This is a genomic window from Halomicronema sp. CCY15110, from assembly GCF_016888165.1.
GTDB lineage: Bacteria > Cyanobacteriota > Cyanobacteriia > Phormidesmidales > Phormidesmidaceae > Halomicronema.
The window spans coordinates 1-22,037 of the sequence record NZ_JACSWC010000279.1; the positions used below are offsets into that span (position 1 = coordinate 1).

General features: G+C 57.0%; 20 protein-coding genes. 6 read left to right on the forward strand and 14 right to left on the reverse strand.

Annotated features, from left to right (window positions below; genetic code table 11):
* Positions 1-160: 160 nt before the first annotated feature.
* Positions 161-760, reverse strand: coding sequence for a signal peptidase I (gene lepB, locus JUK32_RS11565; RefSeq protein WP_204139010.1), 600 nt, complete (start codon positions 758-760; stop codon positions 161-163).
* Between the two features lie 253 nt (positions 761-1,013).
* Between lepB and JUK32_RS11570 the strand changes: the two genes are divergently transcribed.
* Positions 1,014-1,850 (forward strand): metallophosphoesterase, encoded by an 837-nt coding sequence (locus JUK32_RS11570; RefSeq protein ID WP_239112575.1) that lies wholly within the window; start codon positions 1,014-1,016, stop codon positions 1,848-1,850.
* Between the two features lie 27 nt (positions 1,851-1,877).
* Here JUK32_RS11570 and JUK32_RS11575 read toward each other — a convergent pair whose 3' ends face one another.
* The 5 genes from JUK32_RS11575 to JUK32_RS11595 all read right to left on the reverse strand — a co-directional run bounded on the left by JUK32_RS11575 (position 1,878) and on the right by JUK32_RS11595 (position 6,962).
* The gene (locus JUK32_RS11575) at positions 1,878-2,933 is read right to left on the reverse strand and encodes an anthranilate phosphoribosyltransferase family protein (protein ID WP_204139011.1); all 1,056 of its coding nucleotides are present in this window, start codon (positions 2,931-2,933) and stop codon (positions 1,878-1,880) included.
* 5 nt (positions 2,934-2,938) lie between these two features.
* A complete protein-coding gene (locus tag JUK32_RS11580) occupies positions 2,939-3,889 on the reverse strand; it encodes a LysR family transcriptional regulator (RefSeq protein WP_204139027.1) in 951 nt (316 codons plus the stop codon).
* 203 nt (positions 3,890-4,092) lie between these two features.
* Positions 4,093-4,614 carry a CDP-diacylglycerol--glycerol-3-phosphate 3-phosphatidyltransferase gene (gene pgsA / locus JUK32_RS11585; protein ID WP_204139012.1) on the reverse strand — a complete coding sequence of 174 codons (522 nt, stop codon included), beginning with the start codon at positions 4,612-4,614 and terminating at the stop codon, positions 4,093-4,095.
* A gap of 180 nt (positions 4,615-4,794) precedes the next feature.
* Complete coding sequence (locus JUK32_RS11590) at positions 4,795-5,721, reverse strand: cation diffusion facilitator family transporter (RefSeq protein ID WP_309224531.1); 927 nt, start codon at positions 5,719-5,721, stop codon at positions 4,795-4,797.
* A gap of 131 nt (positions 5,722-5,852) precedes the next feature.
* A complete protein-coding gene (locus JUK32_RS11595; protein ID WP_204139013.1) occupies positions 5,853-6,962 on the reverse strand; it encodes an ATP-dependent 6-phosphofructokinase in 1,110 nt (369 codons plus the stop codon).
* A 336-nt stretch (positions 6,963-7,298) separates the two neighbouring features.
* Here JUK32_RS11595 and JUK32_RS11600 point away from each other — a divergent pair, with 336 nt between their 5' ends.
* Positions 7,299-8,060 carry a histidine phosphatase family protein gene (locus JUK32_RS11600; protein WP_204139014.1) on the forward strand — a complete coding sequence of 254 codons (762 nt, stop codon included), beginning with the start codon at positions 7,299-7,301 and terminating at the stop codon, positions 8,058-8,060.
* Between the two features lie 268 nt (positions 8,061-8,328).
* Positions 8,329-8,703, forward strand: a complete 375-nt coding sequence (locus JUK32_RS11605; RefSeq protein WP_204139015.1) for a VOC family protein — start codon at positions 8,329-8,331, stop codon at positions 8,701-8,703.
* On the opposite strand, the gene JUK32_RS11610 is transcribed toward JUK32_RS11605, so the two are convergent.
* From JUK32_RS11610 to JUK32_RS11645, 8 genes are all read right to left on the reverse strand, one after another.
* A complete protein-coding gene (locus tag JUK32_RS11610; protein WP_204139016.1) occupies positions 8,661-11,528 on the reverse strand; it encodes an ATP-binding protein in 2,868 nt (955 codons plus the stop codon). The two genes, JUK32_RS11605 and JUK32_RS11610, sit on opposite strands and share 43 nt — an antisense overlap.
* A gap of 683 nt (positions 11,529-12,211) precedes the next feature.
* Positions 12,212-12,991: an ATP-binding cassette domain-containing protein gene (locus tag JUK32_RS11615; protein ID WP_204139017.1), complete on the reverse strand. Its 780-nt coding sequence runs from the start codon at positions 12,989-12,991 to the stop codon at positions 12,212-12,214.
* Positions 12,991-14,175: an ABC transporter permease DevC gene (devC, locus tag JUK32_RS11620; RefSeq protein ID WP_204139018.1), complete on the reverse strand. Its 1,185-nt coding sequence runs from the start codon at positions 14,173-14,175 to the stop codon at positions 12,991-12,993. Before devC (JUK32_RS11620) ends, JUK32_RS11615 begins: the two co-directional genes overlap by 1 nt.
* A 2-nt stretch (positions 14,176-14,177) precedes the next feature.
* On the reverse strand, positions 14,178-15,317 hold the full coding sequence (gene devC / locus JUK32_RS11625) for an ABC transporter permease DevC (protein WP_204139019.1): 1,140 nt from the start codon (positions 15,315-15,317) through the stop codon (positions 14,178-14,180).
* Positions 15,318-16,487 carry an efflux RND transporter periplasmic adaptor subunit gene (locus JUK32_RS11630; RefSeq protein WP_204139020.1) on the reverse strand — a complete coding sequence of 390 codons (1,170 nt, stop codon included), beginning with the start codon at positions 16,485-16,487 and terminating at the stop codon, positions 15,318-15,320.
* Between the two features lie 186 nt (positions 16,488-16,673).
* The gene (locus tag JUK32_RS11635) at positions 16,674-17,624 is read right to left on the reverse strand and encodes a DNA polymerase III subunit delta' (RefSeq protein ID WP_204139021.1); all 951 of its coding nucleotides are present in this window, start codon (positions 17,622-17,624) and stop codon (positions 16,674-16,676) included.
* The gene (gene tmk / locus JUK32_RS11640; protein WP_204139022.1) at positions 17,594-18,280 is read right to left on the reverse strand and encodes a dTMP kinase; all 687 of its coding nucleotides are present in this window, start codon (positions 18,278-18,280) and stop codon (positions 17,594-17,596) included. Before tmk ends, JUK32_RS11635 begins: the two co-directional genes overlap by 31 nt.
* Positions 18,281-18,365: 85 nt before the next feature.
* A complete protein-coding gene (locus tag JUK32_RS11645) occupies positions 18,366-18,923 on the reverse strand; it encodes a sugar O-acetyltransferase (RefSeq protein ID WP_204139029.1) in 558 nt (185 codons plus the stop codon).
* A 126-nt stretch (positions 18,924-19,049) separates the two neighbouring features.
* On the opposite strand from JUK32_RS11645, the gene JUK32_RS11650 reads away from it, so the two are divergent.
* From JUK32_RS11650 to JUK32_RS11660, 3 genes are all read left to right on the forward strand, one after another.
* A complete protein-coding gene (locus JUK32_RS11650) occupies positions 19,050-19,592 on the forward strand; it encodes a DUF6155 family protein (RefSeq protein WP_204139023.1) in 543 nt (180 codons plus the stop codon).
* Positions 19,593-19,720: 128 nt separating this feature from the next.
* Complete coding sequence (locus JUK32_RS11655; protein ID WP_204139024.1) at positions 19,721-21,325, forward strand: DEAD/DEAH box helicase; 1,605 nt, start codon at positions 19,721-19,723, stop codon at positions 21,323-21,325.
* 230 nt (positions 21,326-21,555) lie between these two features.
* Positions 21,556-21,930 carry a cyclic nucleotide-binding domain-containing protein gene (locus JUK32_RS11660; RefSeq protein ID WP_204139025.1) on the forward strand — a complete coding sequence of 125 codons (375 nt, stop codon included), beginning with the start codon at positions 21,556-21,558 and terminating at the stop codon, positions 21,928-21,930.
* The last annotated feature ends 107 nt before the right edge of the window (positions 21,931-22,037 follow it).

Consider the following 22,037-nt stretch of genomic DNA (forward strand, 5'->3'; position numbering starts at 1 on the left):
GGCTCAGGAAATTTGAGGCCATCTTTCAGGGATGGTCACTAGCCCAGGAGGGATTTATGTGTACTTAGTAGCCCAAATTTGGGAGAGGGATTTAGGGTGTAGACGCGAAGCGGCTTCTCGAAGAGTGGGCTAATGGGTGGCAAATTTACGCCGAGCGGTACTAGTCCAAGCCGCCGATACGGCTGATAGGCCAGAAACGCACGACGGCTTTACCGATGATGTTTTCAGCTGGGACGAAGGAGTCGGGTTCCCAAGCGTGACTGTCAAAACTGCTATTGCGGTTATCGCCGAACACTAAATATGATTCTGCTGGGACAGTTTCTGGCCCCCAGGTGTAGTCGGGTTCAGCCTTGATGTAATCCTCTTCGAGGGGCATGCCGTTAATGAAGACAGTCCCGTCTCGGACTTCCACAGTGTCACCCGGTAGCCCGATCACTCGTTTGATGAAGGCGTCTTTACGCTGTTCTTCTTCTGGGAAGAGGCTGTCGGGGGGCCAAAACACAACAATGTCACCCCGTTGCGGCGGATTGAGATGATAGCTGATTTTCTCGACTACGAGTCGATCATTAATTTCTAGCGTGGGTTCCATCGAGCCGGATGGAATGTAGCGAGCTTCGGCGACAAAGGTACGAATGCCGAGGGCTAAGACGATGCTCAGGCCCAAGGTTTGGAGCCCTTCGACCACAGGGTTGACTTTATGGTCGGTCGGTTTAGCGGTAGAGGTGTCCGGTTTTGGCGGAGGCTGAGGAAAGTCAGTCATGTCAGGCACAGCGTCCGTGGCAATGTCTGTAGTTGATAGCCTATCGATCATACTCGATTAAAAGTCTTTCGATGCGGGTAGATACCAAAGAGACTGGATTGGTTCGGTCACTACTTTGGGAGAACGCGGGCGATGCATAAAGGGGACGGTTGATGAGGATTGGCTAGTTGCTGTTGTGGAGAACGATGGCAACTGAGCAATGTCAGGTGAGTAATAATGAAGGCTGAGGCATCGTTATTGAGAGAGATTGTGCTTGTTGCCGCCGATTCTGATTGAGCCTTTAAAGATAGAACATGTCACAGTTGCCATTGCGAATTTGCCGGAACGGTTGCAAGGGATGATTGTGGTGCAGCTGTCTGATTTTCATTTTGATGGTCGTAGCTTGGCGCTCAAGGTATTGAGGGAGGCGATCGCACGCTGTCATGACCTTGCTCCCGATCTCATTGTGCTAACGGGGGATTTTATTACTGATGAGGCTCAAGACATTGACGGGCTGACGCCTTATTTGCAGGAGTTGCATAGTCCCAATGGGATCTATGCAATTCTGGGCAACCATGACAATTTCTACCCTCACTCGCGATCGCGGGTGACTGCTGGGCTCGAATCGGTGGGCATTCATACTTTGTGGAATGACATTGCGTGCCCATTGGGAGTGGACTTTCCACTGGTGGGGCTGGCTGATTTTTATTCTCGTGACTTTGTCCCAGCGACCATATTTCAGCAGTTAGATCCGCAATTGCCCCGGCTGGTGCTATCGCACAATCCCGACAGCGTGGTTGCGCTGCAACAATATCGAGCGGATTTAGTGCTGTCGGGGCATACCCACGGCGGCCAAGTGATTTTGCCGTGGGGGCCAGCGCCGGCACTGTTGCAGCAGTGGGGCGCAGTCGTGCCCAAGTGGATGCGGCCATTTCTACCCTTTTTGAAACAAGACTGCGATCGCATCTTTCGCAATTGGCAATGGTCGGCTGGTTTGCATCAGGTGGGTGCTACGCAACTGTATGTGAATCGGGGACTGGGCAGCTATTTTCCGGGACGGTGGCGCTGTCCGCCAGAGCTGACGGTGATTCATTTGGTGGGTGAACCGTGATTTTCTGCGGCGTTGCGATCGCAGCCACTAGGCGGAACGATGCTGGGCGATCGCTTGTTGGATGAGCCGAATTTGCTGGATGAGGCGATCGCTGCTCAGTAACTCGCGCGCGGTGGCAATGCCATCGGTGAAACTGGAAGTAATCCCGCTACGCCAGAGATAGAAACCGCCATTCCATAGCGCGATCGCTTGCAAAGGGGTCGCTTTGCCGTTGAGCGTGTCTTGCAAGGTGGACAGGTATTGGGCTTCGGTCTCCAGTGGGGTTTCGCTGGGGCTGCCCAAATCGTAGTCACGGGCATGGAGGACCAGACGTTCTTCGCCACTGGGGGTGTGAATGCCGATGATGGCCGCGCGGGCGCGGGGCAGGTCAGAACTGCCTTCCAAGCCTTTGACAGTGGTAAAGTGCGATACGCCAATGGCGGATAACGTGCCTTGAGCAAGCCCTTCGGTCGGGGGATGCACGTAGCCGACAATGACTTGGCAGTCACCAGCGTAGGGACACCACATTAGCTCCAGGGTCGCCTGGGGGGGGCGTTTGCCGATTTGTTCCCGATAGGGCACAAGGCTCTGGGCGGCGGGAAAGTGGTCGGGCAGATGTAAATAGCCGAGCTTGGTGTGCTCGAAGATGCTCTGGATAGCGGTCAGTGACAGGCCTGTCCAATCGATGCCGATCGCCTGCCAGATATCCACTAACGGCAGACCATATTTGGTGGGCATGCGGTTGCCCCCGTGCAGGATGACGGGACAGCCCGCCGCCGCTAACATCAGCGATACGAGGGGTTGGGCGGGGGCGGTGCGCGATCGCCCGTCGTAGGGCAGGCCAAAGACGAGGGCCGGATAGTCAGCGGTGATGGGCTGTAGGGTCGGCCCCAGCTGAGCGTAAGCGTCTAAAAATCCCGCAAGTTCCACCGATTGCGGCCGTTTGATACGGTGGGCGATCATAAATGCGCCGATTTGGGCGGGCGTGGCCTCTCCTGACAGCATGAGTTGCCCAGCCTGGGCGGCTTCCTGACGGGTAAGCACCGCCGAGGTATGCTGCCCACTGCCCACTTTTTTTAGTAAATCGCGAAAGGCGTGACTCATAGGACTTAGGTGACTGACGACTGATCGACCGACATCAATTTCGTCAGAGACGACTGTGGTAAAAAGATGGCCCCCCGCTCTTGGACTAACTGACAGAAATTTTGAATGAGCGGAATGCGGAGGCGATCGCTCGTGGTGACCAGAACAACCTTGCGCGTGAGCTGCGGGGCCGCCGTGGGCCGAATCGCTAACGTCGGGTCACGACGACTCTCGGTGAGGGCTGACTGGGGCAACAGCGCCGTCAAGTTGCCCTGGCGCACGACCCCACGAAACGCATCTAATGTATTGAGCTCTAGCGCGGCCTGGAGCTCCCCCCCGCTTTCGGCAAATTGGGCTTGTACCAGACGCTGCATACCATAGCCATCTTTAAAGACCACTTGGGGATAGTCGGCCAGGGCGGCCCAGGGGACTTGGTCAAACTGGGTGAGCGGATGGTCGGCAGCCATCAATACTTGCACGGGTTCTTCATACAGCGGCTGCATGTTCATCTCGGGACTCGTGGTCAGGCGCTCATTATCCATCACGATCGCCACATCAACGAGGCCATCCCGCAGCACCTTGAGGGAGCGATCGCTGCCCAAAGCGGTCACGCGAAGCTGCACGTGGGGGTGACTTTGGCAAAACTGCTGCAAAACCGGCGGCAGCAGGTGAGAGCAGACCGATTGAATGGCGGCAATGCAGAGCTCGGGCTGCTTGCCTGCCATCAAGTCAGCGACATCGCGGGTGGCCTGTCGCCAGTCTTGGCAAATGCGGCGGGCTTTGGGCAAGAGGGCTTCGCCGGCAATGGTGAGCTTAATGGGGGTGCCACGGTGCAGCAGTGGGGCATCTAAATCGGTTTCTAAAGCTTGGATTTGGCGGCTAATCGTGGATTGAGTTACCCCACAGGTTTGGGCCGCTTTTTGAAAGCTGCCAGTTTCAGAGACTGATAGAAATGCTTCGAGTTGCTCTATACGCATGGGGATAAAATCTGCTGCGGTGCCCCGATTAGCCTGAAAGCCAGCCAGGGGGATATACATTCTGTTAACAGATACTGCCTGGCCGCTTGGTAACAAGCATTGCTAAATCGTGTCCTAATGGGGGCAGAGCGGCAAATTTGGCAGCGGCGGTGCTGGCAGTTGGGGGACTGAGGAGAAGGCTGGGGCATCCACAAGGCGGCGGCTTATTCCGCCGATCGCGGCAGCACATAGAGCACCCCTGAGATCCAGGTCAAGAGGACCGCCCCCCAAAACAACATGATGCCGACTTGATTGCCGGGGGCGGGTAAGGGTGCCAGCAGGCCAGCGATCGCGGCAATCTGTAAGACGGTCTTGGCTTTGCCCCAGAGATTGGCACCGGGAACTGACTGGGTCTGAAACGTGGGATTCACCCGCCAACCGGAGATCGTGAGCTCCCGCACCAAAATCAGAAAGACGCCCCAAGCGGGTACGCGCCCCAATTCAATGAGGGCCAGTAAGGGGGCAAAAACCAGCAGCTTATCCACTAGCGGGTCTAAAAACTTGCCCAAGTCGGTGACCTGATCCAGCCGCCGGGCCAAGTACCCATCCACCCAGTCGGTACTGGCGGCGAGCAAAAAAATACCCGTAGCCCACCAAGCCCGCTGGGGCGTCGGCTCCAGCAGCAGCGCCAACACCAGGGGAGCCCCAAGCAGACGCGAAACGGTAATCCAGGTCGGCAAATTCATGGTGGGAGTTTCCTCTGCTCAGTCGCGGGTTAAGGCTCGGCGGGAAAATCAGGTTCCGGTGGTGATGGGTCGGAGAGTGGGTGAGAGGGGGGGAGGGCATGCCAGCGAGTGATCGTGAAAACGTCCCTGATGACGACATTGGCGTGCCAGCTCGATGGGGAGAGCGAGTAGGCTGGCCCGTCAATAGGTGATCTTCGGCGACTGATAGCCCAGGGGCTCTAAATGAATGGTGACGCGAGTGGGGCCGAATTTTTCTTCGAGTACGGCTTCGACATGTTCGGTGATTTCATGGGCGTCTTTGAGGTCACGGGGTTCCACGATGAGATGCATGTCGATGAAAACTTGTCGTCCTAATAGCCCTCGGGAGGCGATTTCGTGACAGTTCACGACCCCCGGTACGCGCATCACTTCAGTGTGAATGGCTTCTGGGGCGATCGCCATCTCATCCACGAGCCAGGGCAAATTTTCGCGCAGCACTGTCCAGCCACTCTTGAACACCAGCAGCGCCACCGGGAACGCCATCACCAGGTCGAGCCACTGCCAGCCAAGCCACACGCCCACGAGGCCACCGAGCACCGAAATGGTAATCCACACATCGCTCATGGTGTGGTGGGCATCGGCAATCAAAATTTTGCTGCCGAGCTGGAGACCGACGCGACGCTCGTAAAACGCGACGCCAATGTTGATGCCCAACACGAGCAGCATGATCCAGAGGGCGATCGCCGACATCTTGACGGGCTCTCCCCCCGAGATCAGCCGTTCCCCAGCACTTTGCAAAATTTCAAAACAGGCAATGCCTAAAAAAGCGGCAATGCCCAAGGCTCCGACCGCTTCATACTTTTGGTGACCGTAGGGATGATCGCGATCGGGGTGCGGGGAAGCCAGTTGATTGGTGACCAATCCCAGCACATTGTTGGCGCTGTCGGTCACGCTGTGCAGGGCATCGGCCAGTAGGCTCAGCGAACCCGTCCAAAACCCTACCAGGGACTTCAACCCGACGACCAGCAGGTTGAGTACCAGCGTAATGACCAACACCTTACGGACGGCCTGGCGATGGTCGGGCAGTCGGGGGTCATGCGTCGTCGGGGAAGGTAGCTCAAAAGTCACAAGGCGGCGCTCAAAGCATCTGCTGTGGTCACTAGGACAATCTAGCCGAGCCGCCACAGCAGCTTTGTCGTCACTATACTCTGGAACTCCCGCTAGCAGCGCTATCAGCTCAACTTTTGCAACGCTGTGAATTACACACTAATGGGGACGCGAATGGGATCACCGAGACAAATGCCCATGGCTCTGGCGGTTTTGACGAGCGTGCCGTTGAGGTCAACGTCCTGGTAGTGGGCGATCGCGCTTTCGATGGGCACATCGACCACCTGGCGATTTTGCCAACTCACCATGCGGTCAAAGCGACCTTCGGCGATGAGGTCAGTGGCCGCTACCCCAAAGGCGGTGGCAGTGAGGCGATCCAACGGCGAGGGAATGCCCCCGCGCTGCACGTGTCCTAAAACGGTGACGCGGGTTTCGGCTCCAGTCCGGGTGGAAATATTATCCGCCAAATACTGACCCACGCCGCCCAGGCGACATTGGCTGAGGGCCAGTTGGTTCGTCATTTTCTCGCCATTTTCGTTGCATACGGCTTCGGCCACAATCATGATGGCGTAGTCTTTACCGCGCTCGTTGAGGGTGGTGATGTGCTCACAAATCCGATCCATCGAGTAGTGAATCTCGGGAATCAGGATAATGTCAGCGCCCCCGGCAATCCCGGCGCTAATGGCGATATGTCCGGCATCGCGGCCCATCACTTCGAGAATCATCACGCGGGAGTGACTGGCGGCGGTGAAGTGCAGCCGATCAACCGCCTCGGTGGCGATGTTGACGGCGGTGTCAAAGCCGATCGCCCGCTCCGTGCTGCCCAAGTCATTGTCAATCGTTTTGGGAATCGCGACTAGATTGATGCCGCCTTGCTGGGCCAAGCGGCGCAAAATTGCCAAGCTGCCGTCGCCGCCAATGCCGATGAGGGCGTCGAGGCCGAGCTGGTGATAGCCTTCGATAATTTCTTCGGAGCGATCGCCCACCGAGCCATCGGCCATGGGAAACGCAAAGGGGTTGCCCTTGTTGGTGGTGCCTAAGAAGGTGCCCCCTTTGACCAGCAAATCGTAATCGTCCGGGACGCGGGTCAACGGATGAAATTCGGGAGGCCGCTGTAAGAGGCCATGGGTCGCGCGGGAAATGCCGTAAACTTCCCAACCGTAAGCATCGATCGCGCGATGCACGACCGCTCTGATCGCGGCATTGAGCCCGGCACAATCACCCCCACTCGTCAAAATCCCGATGCGTTTGATATCTGCCATGGCGCTTACTCTCTATCCATAATCTGAATATCGTCTCGATATAGAAAACTAGAGGGTTCTGCAATCTTTTTTTCAGATTTATGTGAACAAATAATGCGTGGTCTGAGTGCTGCTTGAGCGCCTGTAGAGCGCTGGATGGGGTCATCGGATCTCAATGCTGCCAGAGGGTTCAGCGTTATGGCCTAATCTTGGCATCCATCAACTGAAGTAAATGCTAGAGCTCTGAAATGACCGATGCTGTGGACATCTGGGTCGGGCGCTTGCCGTTGTGGTTGACTGGTTGCCCCCGGTGAGGCGGAGCGGGGCGTTATGATCGGGCCGCTGGGAGGAAGCGACATGTTGAAGCTGTTATTGATGCGTCATGGTGAGTCCACCAGCAACCGCGATCGCCGCATGGCTGGCCAAGATGATGCGCCCCTGACCGAACACGGACATCAGCAATGTCAGCAGTTGGCGACTTGGCTCTATGACCAGGATTGGCAGCCTAGCCACATCTACAGCAGTCCGCTCCGCCGCGCCGTGGAATCCATGACGGATTTGCTGCAACCCTGGCAGTGGCAACTGTCTACTGAGGCGGCTAGAACAGGATCTCAGGCGGCGATCGCGGCCCCGAATGACTGGCTGCCGGTGTCGCTGCTGGCGCGGGGCAAGCAGGTACCACCCGCTGTTTTTTTCGCGGCGCAACTGTGCGAATTTCAGGTCGGAATTTTGACCGGGCTGACCTGGGCCGAGGCCCAGCAGCGCTACCCCGATTTGTGTGAGGCGCTCGTCACTTCGCTGGACTGGTTGCCCATTCCCCAAGCGGAAACGCCCCGGCAAGGGCGGCAGCGGGCCGAAGCCTTTATCACCCAACTCTTGTCACGACACCGCAATGGTGATGCAGTGTGGGTGGTGGCGCATCAGTGGATTTTGGAACATCTAGTGGCGGCGCTGATGGGCGGCGATCGCACCTGGCAGATCACCATGTCCAATACCGCGCTGTTTGAATTTTGGCTGGACTGCGATCGCTGGGCGCAGACGGACATGGCCCGGCACACCAGCACCCTGTGGCAAATCCAGCGCTTTAATGAGTGCCCTCATTTAAGTAGCTGGGCCTAGTTAAACGATAACCAAGTGGCTGATTTCGACGCCGCTCAATCAGCGATATTACTGTCCAGGTCAAAGGTTGAGGGTTGAGCGGAGTCGAAACCCGTCTGCGAAATAATTGTGTCCACCGACTTACCGTCGAACGGTCAATGAGCCCAGACCACTGCCAACGCGACCCCAACCGCCACCCGCGACTGAAGCCGCGCGGGAAAACCCCACCCGCGATCGGAGGCCCCCCTTTTACAATGAAAGAGTTGGACTAATACAGGTTTACGCGCATATGAAACCCACTCGTCTCGGCCATGTGGCCGTTTGTGTAAAAGACATTGATCGGGCTGTGGCGTTTTACCAGGGCTTAGGCATGGAAGTCGCCTGGCACGACAAAGATTGGGCCTATGTCAAAGCGGGCGACGACGGTCTGGCCCTGCTCAGCCCGAACTATGAACAAGCCGGGCCGCATTTTGGCTTTGTGTTTAGCGATCGCGCTGAGGTCGACGCCGCCTATGAGCGCCTCAAAGCCGACGATGTATTTGTGACCGAAGTGCACGAGCACCGCGACGGCACCGCTTCGTTTTATGGCAAAGACCCCGATGGCAACTGGTTTGAATATCTTTACGAACCGGCTTCCGTGGCGGCGGCCCCAGCGGCAGTCTGAGGGGGCGCATCGGCCAGGGAGGCAGGGATTGGACGAGGCTCTAACGATTGCGGTAACCAGAGGTGAAACTGGGCTCCCTGACCGGGTTCGCTCTCAATGGTAAAGCGCCCCTGATGGTTCTCTACAATCACCTGATAGCTGATGGAGAGGCCCAGTCCCGTGCCTTTGCCTAGGGGTTTGGTGGTGAAAAATGGATCGCAGAGGCGATCGCGCAATGCTGCCGGAATGCCGGGGCCATTATCAGCGACGGTGATCGCGACCCCCGGCACGTCATGGTGCGTTTGCGGATGCCCGGTAATAGTGATCGTGGGGGTGGCGGTGTCGTCCAGCTCGACCGACTCTAGAGCATCAACCGCGTTCACGAGCAGGTTCATGAGCACCTGGTTGACTGCCGAGGGGTAGCATTCCACTAAGGGAATCGGTTCAAGCTGCTGCACGACTTTGATTGCGGGGCGGGGGCCACTCGCCTTTAACCGATTACGCAAAATGACCAGGGTGCTTTCGATGCCGTTATACAGATCGACCGCCTTGGTGGGTGATTCGTCATGGCGCGAAAAATTTTTCAGGCTCTGCACGATATGGAGAATGCGCTGGGAGCCGTCCTTCATGGACGCCAGCAGTTTGGGGAAGTCGGCGCAGAGAAAATCGACATCCAGGCGATCGAGGGTCTGGGTGACTTTGGGCGGCGGGCTGGGATAGGTCTGTTGGTAGACCGCGATCGCTTGCATCAGGTCCAGCGCATAATCTTGGGCAAAGGTGATATTGCCCGCAATGAAGGACAGAGGATTATTGATTTCGTGGGCGACTCCAGCGACGAGTTGCCCCAAGCTGGACATTTTTTCCGCTTGCACCAGCTGGCTCTGGGTTTGGGTGAGGCGGGTGAGTAACTGTTGTAGTTCTGCGGCCTTTTGGCGGAGCGCATCTTCTGCGGCCTGACGTTCGGTGATGTCGCGAATGACGGCGACTAACTGCTCGGTTGGGGTGTACTCGCTACTGGTGGCTACCTGCGAGTTTGAGAGGGTGACTTCGAGGACGTGGTTGACCAGAGTAGCTTTGAGCGGCACGTTGATGGTGGGGCCACGCACGTCGGCAGTGGGGCGGAGGTCGGGCAAGAGATCGTAGAGCGATCGCCCTTGTAAGGTGCCCTCATCGGTGCGAAACAGCGATTGGCTAGCGGCATTAGCTTGCCGAATGGTGCCGTCAATTTGCAAGACGAGAATGCCATCAGCCGCCATGTTGAAAAATTGCTCGGCCCGTTCCCGGGCTTCCCCAATCAGGGAAATTTGGGGCAAGGTCGTCCACCCGGCGATCGCCACTCCCACTGCGGCTCCGATCATGAGCACCACTACCAAAACGTTGACTTGATTAGTGAGCGGCAACCGATCGAGTTGGCCATGAATGACCCAACTCACTATCATCGCGCCACTGAGTAGCCCGATCAGCCCGCCAATTTGCACCAAGGCCCAGTCTTGCTGCGGGGCGTTGAGCGAGTGAGCGGCCAGAGTGCGATCGCGATCTGGCGGGCGCCATAACTGCGCGGGGATCAGCCCGACGAGCTGACAAATCGCCCAAATCGCCCCAGGCAGCAACAGGCCCCACAGCAAGTCCAGACGGTTCCAGGCTAGGCCGCCCACGATGACAATCAGCCCTTCAGCGATGGCAAAGCCCAAAGACCACCGCGCCCAGCGCACATAGGCTTGCTGCCGCTGTCGCCAGAGCCCCCAGTGAAAGATGGCAAACGAGCCCAACCAGCCGAGACCCGTCACAAAAACAATCTGAGCAATATCCCCCCACCAGAGGAAGGCGATGCTCAGCAGCATTGTCACCAACAAGCCGACGCCGAGAATGCCCTGCTGCGAGACCTGGGCAAATACGGGCGGTAGCTGACCATCCAGTGACAGTTGATACAGCATCCGAGGGGTGTTGGAAACCGCTGTGGCACAACTCAGCAAGCTCGCGGAAGCCAGCAAAAAGGTGACGACAAACGCTGCGCCCTCGCCCCAAAAGGGACTGGCGGCCAGCAACTGCTCGTAGGGGGTGGTGATGCTGGCATCGGCGGAGCCCAGGGCCAGCAAGAGCCAACTGCCCGCCAGATAGATGACGGGAATCAGCGCCGCCGCGATCGGCAAAATCCGCAGCGTTTTTTGCGGATACCGACTGTCAGCCACAAATGCGGCCCCACTTTCGCAGGCGTAGACCGCATAGCTGGCCACCACATACCACTTGGCCCAGTCGCCGATCTGAAAAGTGCCCCAGGTAATGGCCGACACCGTTTGCGAGAGGGCGACCCAGCCAATGCCTTGCAGGCAGAAGAGCAGTATCAGGGAAATGGCCGGGACGACAAAAAATAAATGCAGCACCCCCAAGGCGCGGGTGCCACTAAAAGCCACGATGAAGGCGATCGCGGTAAAGCCCACTTTCAGCAGCAGGGTGGGGCAGTCAATGCCAAAGGGGGTGAGATTGGCCTGCACCAAATCAGTCAGCACGATCGCGTTGACCGGCAAAACGGCCACCCAACTAATGTAGTAGCCCAGAGCACCGTACGTGGCGAGCCAGGGAGTCTCCGGTAATAAGCGACTGAGATAGCTGGGGGTGCCCCCGGCCAAGTCGGTCCACTGCTGCCCCAACCGCTGCACTTGCAGGTTAATCAAAATGCCGACTAGGGCACCCGGAATCCAGACGGCGAGGGCTTGCCAGCCCAACTCGATTTGCATGGCCGGGGCGATGCCTAACCACAACAGCAAGCCGGTCAAGCCAAAGCCCCAAGTTTCAAATGAACTCAGGCTGCGAGGTAAGCGGGAAAATTGAGAAGGGCCGGAAGTCATCAACCTAGTGAACCGAGCGACGAGTAAGCGGAAAACCCGAAATGGGACCCCAAACCAGGAGGTTTAATCAATCTGTCCCAGAACGGTTGACGGAAGATAGCGCTGGTGAGACTCTCTAACTTTGACAGTATGCACGCGTAGATTGTCTCTTACAGGATGATTTGGTCAAGCTAGCGGGTGGGCCACCGACTTACCAGCCCAGGAATTTTTAGGTTTAATGTGCCCGTGGTCAGGCCAGATGCGACAGTCCCGCTGAATCAGTCGATCGTCGTGCCAGTGGCGATCGCAGAATGGTGTCGGAAGTTACAGAACCGTTTCACCGTCTCTCCCAAATGGCTACTACGTACACATAAGGTATGCGTAATGACTTGCCAGCGATCAGCCCCCAACCCCTAAATCCCCCAAGTTTGGGGGACTTTGAATTCTGGTATCCCCCCAGAATTGGGGGGATAAAGGGGGGCAAATGCAGCATTTTGAGGGAGCCATCGAGATGTGTGTATGTAGTAGCTCCCAGATGGAGAAAGGCTTCAAACCCTGGCGAACTCCTGAAGGATGTTCAGGTGCAGAGTCATCTGCGAGAATTTTTAACGCTTCATCGAACTCATGTGGTGTCGTAAGTTACAGAACCGTTACTGAGTCAAGGGCCGCATCCGATGGCCGTCAGTGGCGGCAAACATTGAGCGCTACATAATGAACATGCGGCGGTCGAGACTCTTGGGATCGTGAGTGCTGACAAAGGTATCCAGGTTTTCGTCGGACTCTAGCCGACCATCGACGAGGTTGATAATGCGATCGGCGACATCCAGAATGCGGTTGTCGTGGGTGACCATCAGAATGGTGTGATTTTCTTCCTTCGCTAATTTTTGCATCAGGGTCACCACATCGCGCCCCGATTTTTTGTCGAGGGCGGCGGTGGGTTCATCGGCGAGAATTAGGAGGGGGTGATTGACGAGGGCCCGGGCGATCGCCACTCGTTGCTTTTGGCCCCCCGAGAGGGAACCCGGCTTATAGTCCACGCGATCGCTGAGGCCCAACTTGTCCAAAATCTCGACGGCCTGCGATCGCTTCGTACCAAACTGGCCTTTGAGTTCCACCGCCATTTCGACGTTTTGCGCAGCGGTGAGCGATTCAAACAGGTTGTGCGCCTGAAAAATGAAGCCGATATTGCGGCGCACGCTCACGAGTTTACGGCGGCTCAGGCCCACGACTTCCTGCCCGAGCACTTGCAGGCTCCCGGCGTGAACAGTGCGGAGCGCTCCGATTAGAGTCAGCAGGGTAGTTTTGCCCGACCCCGATGGCCCCGTCATAATCACGATTTGTCCGCGCGGCAGCGTTAAATTGATATCGAACAGAACTTGTTTTGTGAGATCGCCGCTGCCAAAGGAATAGTGCAAATTCTGAATCTGTACGGCACTGGTGGTCGGGGTGACCGGGCTCGACCCGCTGGACTGGGAAGTGGCCATTAACTAAACACCTCTGCGGGGTCGGTGGACTGGACTTTACGCACGGCGATCGCGCCGGAAATCAAACACATGGCAAAGGCGGCCAGATACATATGGGTAATGCGAGCTGGGGTCATGAGAAAAACCAGGCCAATGGCATTGCTAGCGGCGGTGTACAGCAACCGGCTTACCAGAATGCCGGGAATGAATCCCACCACCGATAAAATCAACGCTTCTTGCATCACGACGGTGAGCAAAAAGCGATTGCTGTAGCCCATCGCCTTCAGGGTGGCATACTCCTTCCAGTGATCGGCGACATCGGTATACAAAATCTGATACACGAGAATGATGCCGACAAAAAAACTCATCACCGTCAGCAACGAAAAGACGAAGGCGATGTTGGTACTTTCGCGCCAGTAGTCGCGTTCTTGCGCCTCAAAGCTATTGCCAGGCCCCAAGCGTCGCATCACTTTCACATCATTCGGCAAAAAAGCGCTCAGGGCTTGCACCATTTCATCCACATCGACCCCCGGTTGCACTTGCACCAGGCCAATATCCACTGTTGAGAAACTGCGCTCATCTTCCTCTGGCCCGCGATTGGCAAAGTAGCGCAAAAAGTTTTGGTCGCTCATGATCAGGTTGCCGTTGCCAGCGGCAAAGTCGGTGCCCAGGCGAAAGGTGCCGACAATTTCAATGGCTCGGTCCGCTAGCTCACTCTGAATACCCGCTTCGCGCGGCCCCACTTCGGCGCGGGCGCGAGTGTCAATCAATGCGGTATTGGGGAACTTGAGCGCCTCCAGATGAGCGGTAACGCCGGGCAGGGGCAGCACGGGATCCGCCAGATTAAAGGCCAGTACCCGCACGGGGCGCGTTTTGCGGGTGACGGGGTTGCGCCAGCGCACATCGCTCATGTACAGCGGATAGGCTGCCTGCACCCCCGCCAAAGCTTGAGCTTGATAGAGCCGTCGCCGGGCAAAGGCGGCGGGCACAAACATATTGTTTTTGAGCCGATTGATGATGATGATGTCGGCGTTGAGGCGGTTAATCAACTGCACCTGACTGTCGTAAAGGGCATTTTGAAACCCGGTGAAGAGGAACATCAGCAATACGGCGAAACCGACACCGGCCATGGAGGTGGCAAACTTGCGGCGATCGTGGGTCAGGTTGAGCCACGCCAGGGGCGTGCGTTTCCACCAAGACAGCATGGCTAAAACACCTCCGCTGGGTCAGCGGTGACGGCGCGGCGTACCGAGATCAGGCCCGAAAGGCTGCACATGATCAAGGTCAAGGTGAAGACCAACACCAGGCGGTTGACCGTCATGATCATGGGGAGATTGGTGGCTTCACGGGTGAGGCGATACAGCCCCACGGCCACCACCCAGCCGGGCACAAATCCGGCGACGGCCAGAATGACCGCTTCTTGCAGCACGATGCCGAATAAATAGCGACCGCTGTAGCCCATCGCCTTGAGGGTGGCGTATTCCTTCATGTGGTCGCGGATGTCGGTGTAGAGAATCTGGTACACAATTACTGTGCCGACAATGAACGATACAATCACGCCGAGGGAGAAGATGAAGCCGATCGCGGTGGTTTGGAGCCAGAACTGCAAGTCGTTTTGAATCATTTCGCGGCGGGTCATGACGCGCACATCGGCGGGCAGCAGGCGACGTAGGGTGGTGGCGATCGCCTCAATATTCGCGCCTGCTTTTACTTGAATGAGGCCCAGATTAATTTGGCTGAAGGGGCGCGGGGCAAAAAAGCGGATAAAATTCTGGTCACTCATGATCAGGGTGCCATCAGCGGCGAATCCCCCGCCTAAGGAATATTGCCCGCCAATGATGACACGACGGCGGCCCGCTTCAGTTTCCAAGTCCACGGTCTGGGGGCCAAATTCTTCGCGAGAGAGGCGATCGATCAAGACCGTGTTGGGCGCTTCGAGGGCTTGCTGGGCGGCGGGCGTTTGCACCTCCGGCATCCCAAACACCGGGTCTTGGGGATTGATGCCAAACACAAACATGGCGCGACTGATGCGCGTTTCGGGATTGCGCCATAGCAAATACTCCATATACAGCGGCATGGTGCGCTCGATGCCTTCGACTCCAGCAATCTGCGCTAGCCGTACGCGGGGGAATGCTTTGGTGGAACTGATTTCGAGGGATTCGGGCGAGGTGAGGAAAATGTCCGCGTCCAGTTGTTCGTAAAACGTGACGGTGGTGGCTAGCAAGGCTCCCTGAAAGCCCAGATTCATAAAAATCAGCAGCACCGCGAAGCCGACGCCCGCGATCGCCACAATCAGCCGCGTTTTTTCATGGAGCAGATTCAAAAGGGCGAGCGGGGTTCGTTTCATTTATGTCCCCACATCAATCGCCACATCCACTTGCAAATTGGTCAGCCTGTCAATGACCTCACTCTGATCCACTCGCACTCGCACCTCGACGACCCGGGCATCGGCATTGGCAGCGGGATCATCATCCAGCACGTCGTTTTTGAAAATTTGCAGGCCCACCTGTTCCACGGTGCCGGTCAACACTTCACCAAAGGCTCCGTTACGGCTGGTAATGCTGGCCCGCTGACCCGGTGCCACCAGCGACACATCGGTTTCATAGACCTCCGCCACGACGTACATTTGCTGAGTGTCACCCAGGGCCAAAATGGGGGCATTGGTAGTGACGGCTTCACCCGGTTCGGCATACAGTTGCAAGATTTGCCCGGCGCGTGGAGCCCGGATGATCGTCTGTTCGAGTCGGGCTGCCGCCAGGGCGAGGTTTTGGGCTGCCGACTCGACGTTGACCTGCGCTTGGGCCAGTTGCAAATTGGCGGTTTGACTGTTGACCTGGGCGTCGGCGTTGGCTAGGCTCGTTTCCCGCGCGGCGGTCAGTTCTTGTTTGCGAGCTTGGGCACTCAGCACGTCTTCCCGCAGACGCTGGACGGTGGCCCGCTGGCGATCGCGCTCTTGTAAGGCGATCGCCCCATCGGCATACAGCCGTTCAAAGCGGGCCAAATCGGCCTCGGCAATTTGTCGGTCGGCTTGCAGACTGTCAATGTTGCGCTGCTGCGCTTCGATCGCCGCGAGTTGGGGCTGATCAATTTGGCCGACCCGCGTTTCCGCCTCTTGAATAGAGGCCTGTCCGGCCTCAGTTTGGGCCACCAGCAGCGCCTCGGCTTCGGCGAGTTGACTGGCGGCGTAGTCGCGCTCGGCCCGCCGCACCGCATAAATATCCAGATACGCCAGAATCTGCTCAGGTTGGACGATATCCCCTTCTGCCACTTCGAGCTGGCCCAGGCGGCCACTTTCTCCAGCGACGACATCCACCACCCGGCCCGCTGGCTCGACGCGCCCCAGGGCCGCCACTTGCACGCGTCGCGGTGCCGGTTCCGTGGATTCCACCACTGCGGCCTGGCGGGATTGCAGCCGCGATCGCACCACCCAAAACGAGCCCCCCCCCAGCACCAATAAGCCGACAATCAAGAGCCCAAATTTGGCCCCGGAGAGGGAACGCAATTGTTTAATGGCCATGAATCATGCCCTGAAATGAATCGCCGCAGTGGATACCCCCGTGGGCTTTTCAGCCGGGTTCGCCACCCATCTAAAACTAAACTGTACAGTTGACTCTTGCTATTCTCTATTTGGTTTAGCGTTCATGGTTCTGGTCGCGACCATGATTATCGCGGTTTGCAACATTAATTTAGGACTCTGGGCGCTTTAAGACTGGACAAAGCGCATCAGGGTGACTTCCCAAACGAGGCGCGGTTGCACGAAGCGGCGGAGATGAATGCGGGCTTGTTCTAGGGCTTGCAAGGGCTGGGGCGATCGCTGTTGCTCCCAGGTGATGTGCTGCAAATAGTCCACCAGCCACAGTTGCGATTCGATATCCAGTTCTTTGCTGACTTGCCGCGCCGTCTCCAGAGCAGCGCGCAAAGTGGTGGGTGGCTTACCCAGGGCAGTGAGAATGTCTTCAGGAATGGTATTGAGTTGTTCCCAAGCAGCGATCGCCTGGCCGGGACTGCCCTGGGCCATGGCCAGAATGTCGGGGCGCTGCAAAATATCAGCGTGGCCCGTCTGCTGCAAAATACTGGCCATCGTGTCTACCGCCAGCCGTCGAAACGGGATGGTCTGACAGCGAGAAATAATGGTCGGTAGCAGCTGAGCGCTATCTTCGGCGAGTAAAACCACAGTGGCTGCCCCCGGCTCTTCTAACGTTTTCAGCAGGCCATTGGCGGGGGCTTCGGCCATGGTTTCGGCCCCTTCAATCACCACCACGGCTTGCGGTGCTTCTAACGTCGGGCGCGACAAAAACCGGGCAATGTCGCGAATCTGCTCCAAGCGAATCTGCGGTGGACTTTTGCGCTTGAGGTCCAGTTCTTCGGCCTCGGCGGCGGTGACGGGCTTGCCCTTGTGCAGGTACGTGGGCTCGACCCACAGCAAATCGGGGTGGTTGCGGGCGGCAATGCGGCGTCGCAGCGACGCGGACGGCACGTCCAAACCATGGCCTAACAAGCACTCGGCAAACCGGAGTGCCCCGAGTCGCCGCCCGACGCCCGCTGGCCCGGCAAACAAATAGGCCGGCGCAATGTGGGCTTGGGCGATCGCCTGACTCAGCAAATCAATCGCTGTGGTTTGACCTAAGAGGTCGGCAAATGTTTCCTGTACCACGCCTTCAGTTTTTGCTCCATGATGATCTGAATCTGCTGTGCCACGGTGTCTTCAGGGGCAGCGGCATCAATGGCCACAATGCGATCGGGGTTGCGCTCAGCCAACGTTTCAAAGCCTTGCTGCACCTGCTGATGAAATTCCAGGTTGGCCTGTTCCATGCGATCCAATGTGCCCCGCCGCCGACTGCGGCTTAGACCTTGGTCGGCGTCGAGTTTCAGCCAAATGGTCAGATCGCCTGATATGCCTTCCGTGGCAATATCATTCAGCTGCTCAATCAACGAGAGGCTGAGGCCGCGACCATAGCCCTGATAGGCGACTGTGGAGTCGATGAAGCGATCGCACAAGACCCAACTCCCCGCTTGCAGCATTGGAACAATCACCTCTTCAATATGCTGGGCGCGATCGGCGGCATACAGTAGCAGTTCGGCGCGGGCACCCAAAGCCGTTTCAGGTTGATGATCGAGCAGCAACGCCCGGAGCGATTTGCCGAGGTTCGTGCCGCCCGGCTCACGGGTGCTCACTAAGTCGGGCACAATGCCCGCTGACTGAAGTTTCTGAAAGGATGGCTGCGTCGCTAGCCACTGTTGCAGCCGTACCAGTTGCGTACTTTTGCCGCTACCTTCAACTCCTTCAAAAACAATCAGTTTTCCCTGCATAGTATGCCGTTGGCAGATGAATTAACGTGTCCTCGTGTCCTCATCTTAGAAGGAATCGGTAGCCTCGGCGAAAGCCCCCGTCGGGTCACACGGAGCGCATGACCCGGCAGGGATTGCCCACCGCCACCACGTTTGCAGGAATCGATTTCGTCACCACGCTGCCCGCCCCAATGGTGCTGCCGTCGCCAATGGTGACACCAGGACAGACCATCACGCCGCCCCCCAGCCACACGTTGTTGCCGATCGCGATCGGGGCCGCCATTTCTACCCCCGTCAGCCGCACCTGGGGATCAACCGGGTGGTAGGCCGTGTAGAGCTGCACATTGGGGCCAATCAGCACGTTGTCGCCAATTGTCACCCAGTTACAGTCCAAAATCGTGCAGTTCACATTGATGTAGAGATTTTGCCCCGCCTTGATGTGTTGTCCGTAGTCACAATGAAAAGGCGGATAGATTTCGCAACCCTCGCCCACGGTGTCGAACAGGGTTTGAATAATTTGCGATCGGGTGACCGTCTCGTCCGGGGCCGATTGGTTAAAGCAGTGGAGTTGACGCGCCGCTGCCAGCCGCAAAGCGACCAATTCCGGATCATTGGCGAGGTACGGCTGATTCGCCAGCATTTTTTCTCGTTCGGTGGGGCTGATCATGGGGCGCAGGGATGGGGCGATCGCCCCTAATCATAGGCGCTTGGCTGACGTTTCACCCCTCTGTTGGTGCACCGACGAGATGGTCTACACTACCGAAGAAGTTCACCCAATTACCCTTGCGTCATGGCGACTCGTGGCCCCAAGGTCAGCGACCTCAAGCGATATCTGTCTCAGTGTTCCGAAACGCAGCTAGCGAACGAAATCGTTGACTTGTTCAAAAAAATTCCCGCCGTCCAAGATTACTACCAGGTAAAACTCGATCCTCAAGCGGCGGATGCGGTGGCAGAGAAATATAAAACCACCATTCGTCGGGAGTTTGCGACGGAGTACAGACCGGGGCCAGGTCGCCTCTCAGTGGCCCGCAAAGCCGTCATGGACTTTAAAAAGGTCGCGGGCAGTGTAGACAGTGTTGCTGACATGATGTTGTTTTATGTAGAGCAAGGCGTCGCCTACACGGAGGCTTTTGGCGATATTGATGAGCCGTTTTACAACAGCATGGAGAGCATGTATCAGACGGCGGCTCAGTGGACGACGAAGCATGGTCTGAGGCCAGTCTTTTTGCCCCGATTTCAGCGGCTTGTTAGTGCGACAGCTCATATGGGCTGGGGCTTTCACGATACCCTCAGCGACATGTATCAGGAATTTTTCTCTGCGTTCGAGGGATGACCCGCCAATCTAACGCCACCTCGCACCACCCCATGACTAGAAACCGGGGATAGTGCCAATGTATTATTCTGAAAGGGATTGACCGCGATTGGTGAGCGATCGCCCACCCACTGCACATCGGTTTGTCTATGGCTGCCCCCTCTCAATCACCTCGTTTGCGTCCGTATCAGGTCGAGCTGATCAACGACCTCTATCGCCAGATCAACGAGGGCCACACCAAAATTGCCATCATTGCGGGCACTGGAGCCGGTAAAACCGTGATCAGCGGCCAGATTTGCGCTCATGCCGAGGCAGCAGGCAAACGGCTGATGTTTCTCGTCCATTTGGATGTGCTGGTGGGGCAAACCTACGAAAAAATGAAGTCTTTTGGGCTGCACTGCGGCTTCATCAAAGCGGGGTGGGAAGAAGATCGCGAGGCCCCGATTCAAATTGCCAGCGTACAGACAATGGCCCAGCGGAAGTGGTGGCGACAATGGCCCGCTGATGTAATTTTCTACGACGAGGCCCATACGACTCTCTTCAGCCGCGTCGGTAAGTCCGTGTTGTACAAAACCCATCCCAATGCCGTCCACCTGGCGATGACGGCCACCCCCGAGCGCCTGGGCAAAGACCAACTGGGCGAACATCTCGACACTTTGGTCTCAGCACCGCCACCGTACGAATTGCAGGCGATGGGATTCCTTTCCCAGATGAAATATTTCAGTATGCCGCCGGATGGCGTCGCGGATCTGAAAGAGGTGAAGACCGTGCGCGGCGACTACGACAAAGCGGGCTTGAAAAATGCCTGCGATCGCCCCGAACTTGTCAGCAAAATCGTGCAAGAGTGGCAACGGTTAGTATCTGGCAAGCGCACGATCGCCTTTTGTGTGGATATCGAACATGCCCGCCACGTCGCCGAAGCCTTCCGCCAGGCCGGCATTCCCGCCGACACCGTCGAAGGCGGCACCCCGATTAAAGATCGCCAGCGCATGTATGCTGACCTTCGGGAGGAACGCATCCTCGTGCTCACCTCGTGCAACGTCATCAGCATCGGCTTCGATGAGCCCAGTGTCGAAGTCGGGTTAATGCTGCGCCCCACCCAATCCAGCGCGCTCCACATTCAACAAATTGGCCGCGTCATGCGCATTTCGCCCCAAACAGGCAAAGCCTGCGGCATCATTCTCGACCAGGCAGGCAATTTAGAACGCCTCGGTTTTCCCGAAGATATTGATGAATACCGGTTGCCCATGTGCAAAGACGGCAGTGGCGGTGGCAGCCCCCCCCCGATGAAAGCCTGCCCCCAGTGTGGCCGCATGGTGCTGAGTTTTGTTGTGCGGTGTCCCGAATGTGAGCACCAGTGGCTATCCGATCGCCCCTTGAATCTCGAAGACATGGTGCAGATTTATTCAAGGGAACAAGCCCATGCTATTCGCGATATTCCGACGCTTATAGAAATCTTTCATGGGTATCGTCGCCTTAACTTTACTCGAGGGTATGCTCCTACACTGACCGAACATCATTTTCTTGAAAAGACTGGTCGTACAGCTAAGGATGCTTGGTGTTTGGGATCCATTTTTGGCCGTCAACCTACCTGGGAGCAAAAGAAAACTTTTCTGAGCTATTTGCATCGCAGCGCTAAAAAGTTAGGCAAACCCGGCGATTGGATTGTGCGGGAATTTGAAAAAGAGTTTGGGGCCGGCACCTGGGATGCGATGGCGCGGATGATGCCGCAGCAGCAGGGCGATCGCCGCTGAGCCATGAAAACTCCCTCGTCCAACCCTCCCCTTTCTGCCCCCCCCTGGCTTTCAGCTGTCGTTCTCCAGACACCTGTTCGCACATTGGCGCTGCGCGACCCTGGCCCCGCTGACCTTAACGAAGCCTATCGTTTCGTTGAGAAACCCGTATTAATGGTGGCAAAGACTACATAAGCTTTACGTATTGGGCAAAATTGGTATAGACAAACATCTAATGGTGGAGGTGCATAATGGCTGTGGTGAGAACGGTTGAGCTATTTTCAAACGCCGATGAGCATCTGACTTGTCAGGCTGGTGAAACGATCTTTAAGAGCGGGTCGCTCGGGCTCATAATGTATGGCATCGTCTCTGGCACTGTAGAATTGCAGGTCGATGGGACAACAGTTGAAACCATCGAAGCGGGTGATGTCTTTGGCGAAGGTGCCCTGGTGCAAAGCGATCATCAACGGGCGACAACCGCGATCGCGAAGACCGACTGCCAACTTATTGCCGTTAGCGAAAGTCGCTTTAAGTTTTTGATCGAGAATACGCCGATGTTTGCGATCGAAGTTTTGCAAAGCTTTTCCAATCGACTTCAACGTTTCAAGCATCCTCAAGCGGCCTAACTGGCTTTCGCTTGAGGGGATGTTGTGGGCGACTAATTGCGACTGTCACCGCCCCTTGAGGGTTGTCCATCGTCGCCCATAATATGTTTGGTTGGTGGGGTGGCTCA

Bases quoted from the DNA above. Each gene is read 5' to 3' on its own strand.
- lepB (WP_204139010.1), bottom strand. From the start codon at position 760: ATGACTGACTTTCCTCAGCCTCCGCCAAAACCGGACACCTCTACCGCT.
- JUK32_RS11615 (WP_204139017.1), bottom strand. From the start codon at position 12,991: ATGGCCACTTCCCAGTCCAGCGGGTCGAGCCCGGTCACCCCGACCACC.
- devC (WP_204139019.1), bottom strand. From the start codon at position 15,317: ATGAAACGAACCCCGCTCGCCCTTTTGAATCTGCTCCATGAAAAAACG.
- JUK32_RS11575 (WP_204139011.1), bottom strand. From the start codon at position 2,933: ATGAGTCACGCCTTTCGCGATTTACTAAAAAAAGTGGGCAGTGGGCAG.
- JUK32_RS11595 (WP_204139013.1), bottom strand. From the start codon at position 6,962: ATGGCAGATATCAAACGCATCGGGATTTTGACGAGTGGGGGTGATTGT.
- JUK32_RS11605 (WP_204139015.1), top strand. From the start codon at position 8,329: ATGAAACCCACTCGTCTCGGCCATGTGGCCGTTTGTGTAAAAGACATT.
- tmk (WP_204139022.1), bottom strand. From the start codon at position 18,280: ATGCAGGGAAAACTGATTGTTTTTGAAGGAGTTGAAGGTAGCGGCAAA.
- JUK32_RS11600 (WP_204139014.1), top strand. From the start codon at position 7,299: ATGTTGAAGCTGTTATTGATGCGTCATGGTGAGTCCACCAGCAACCGC.
- JUK32_RS11610 (WP_204139016.1), bottom strand. From the start codon at position 11,528: ATGACTTCCGGCCCTTCTCAATTTTCCCGCTTACCTCGCAGCCTGAGT.
- JUK32_RS11655 (WP_204139024.1), top strand. From the start codon at position 19,721: ATGGCTGCCCCCTCTCAATCACCTCGTTTGCGTCCGTATCAGGTCGAG.
- devC (WP_204139018.1), bottom strand. From the start codon at position 14,175: ATGCTGTCTTGGTGGAAACGCACGCCCCTGGCGTGGCTCAACCTGACC.
- pgsA (WP_204139012.1), bottom strand. From the start codon at position 4,614: ATGAATTTGCCGACCTGGATTACCGTTTCGCGTCTGCTTGGGGCTCCC.
- JUK32_RS11580 (WP_204139027.1), bottom strand. From the start codon at position 3,889: ATGCGTATAGAGCAACTCGAAGCATTTCTATCAGTCTCTGAAACTGGC.
- JUK32_RS11630 (WP_204139020.1), bottom strand. From the start codon at position 16,487: ATGGCCATTAAACAATTGCGTTCCCTCTCCGGGGCCAAATTTGGGCTC.
- JUK32_RS11660 (WP_204139025.1), top strand. From the start codon at position 21,556: ATGGCTGTGGTGAGAACGGTTGAGCTATTTTCAAACGCCGATGAGCAT.
- JUK32_RS11650 (WP_204139023.1), top strand. From the start codon at position 19,050: ATGGCGACTCGTGGCCCCAAGGTCAGCGACCTCAAGCGATATCTGTCT.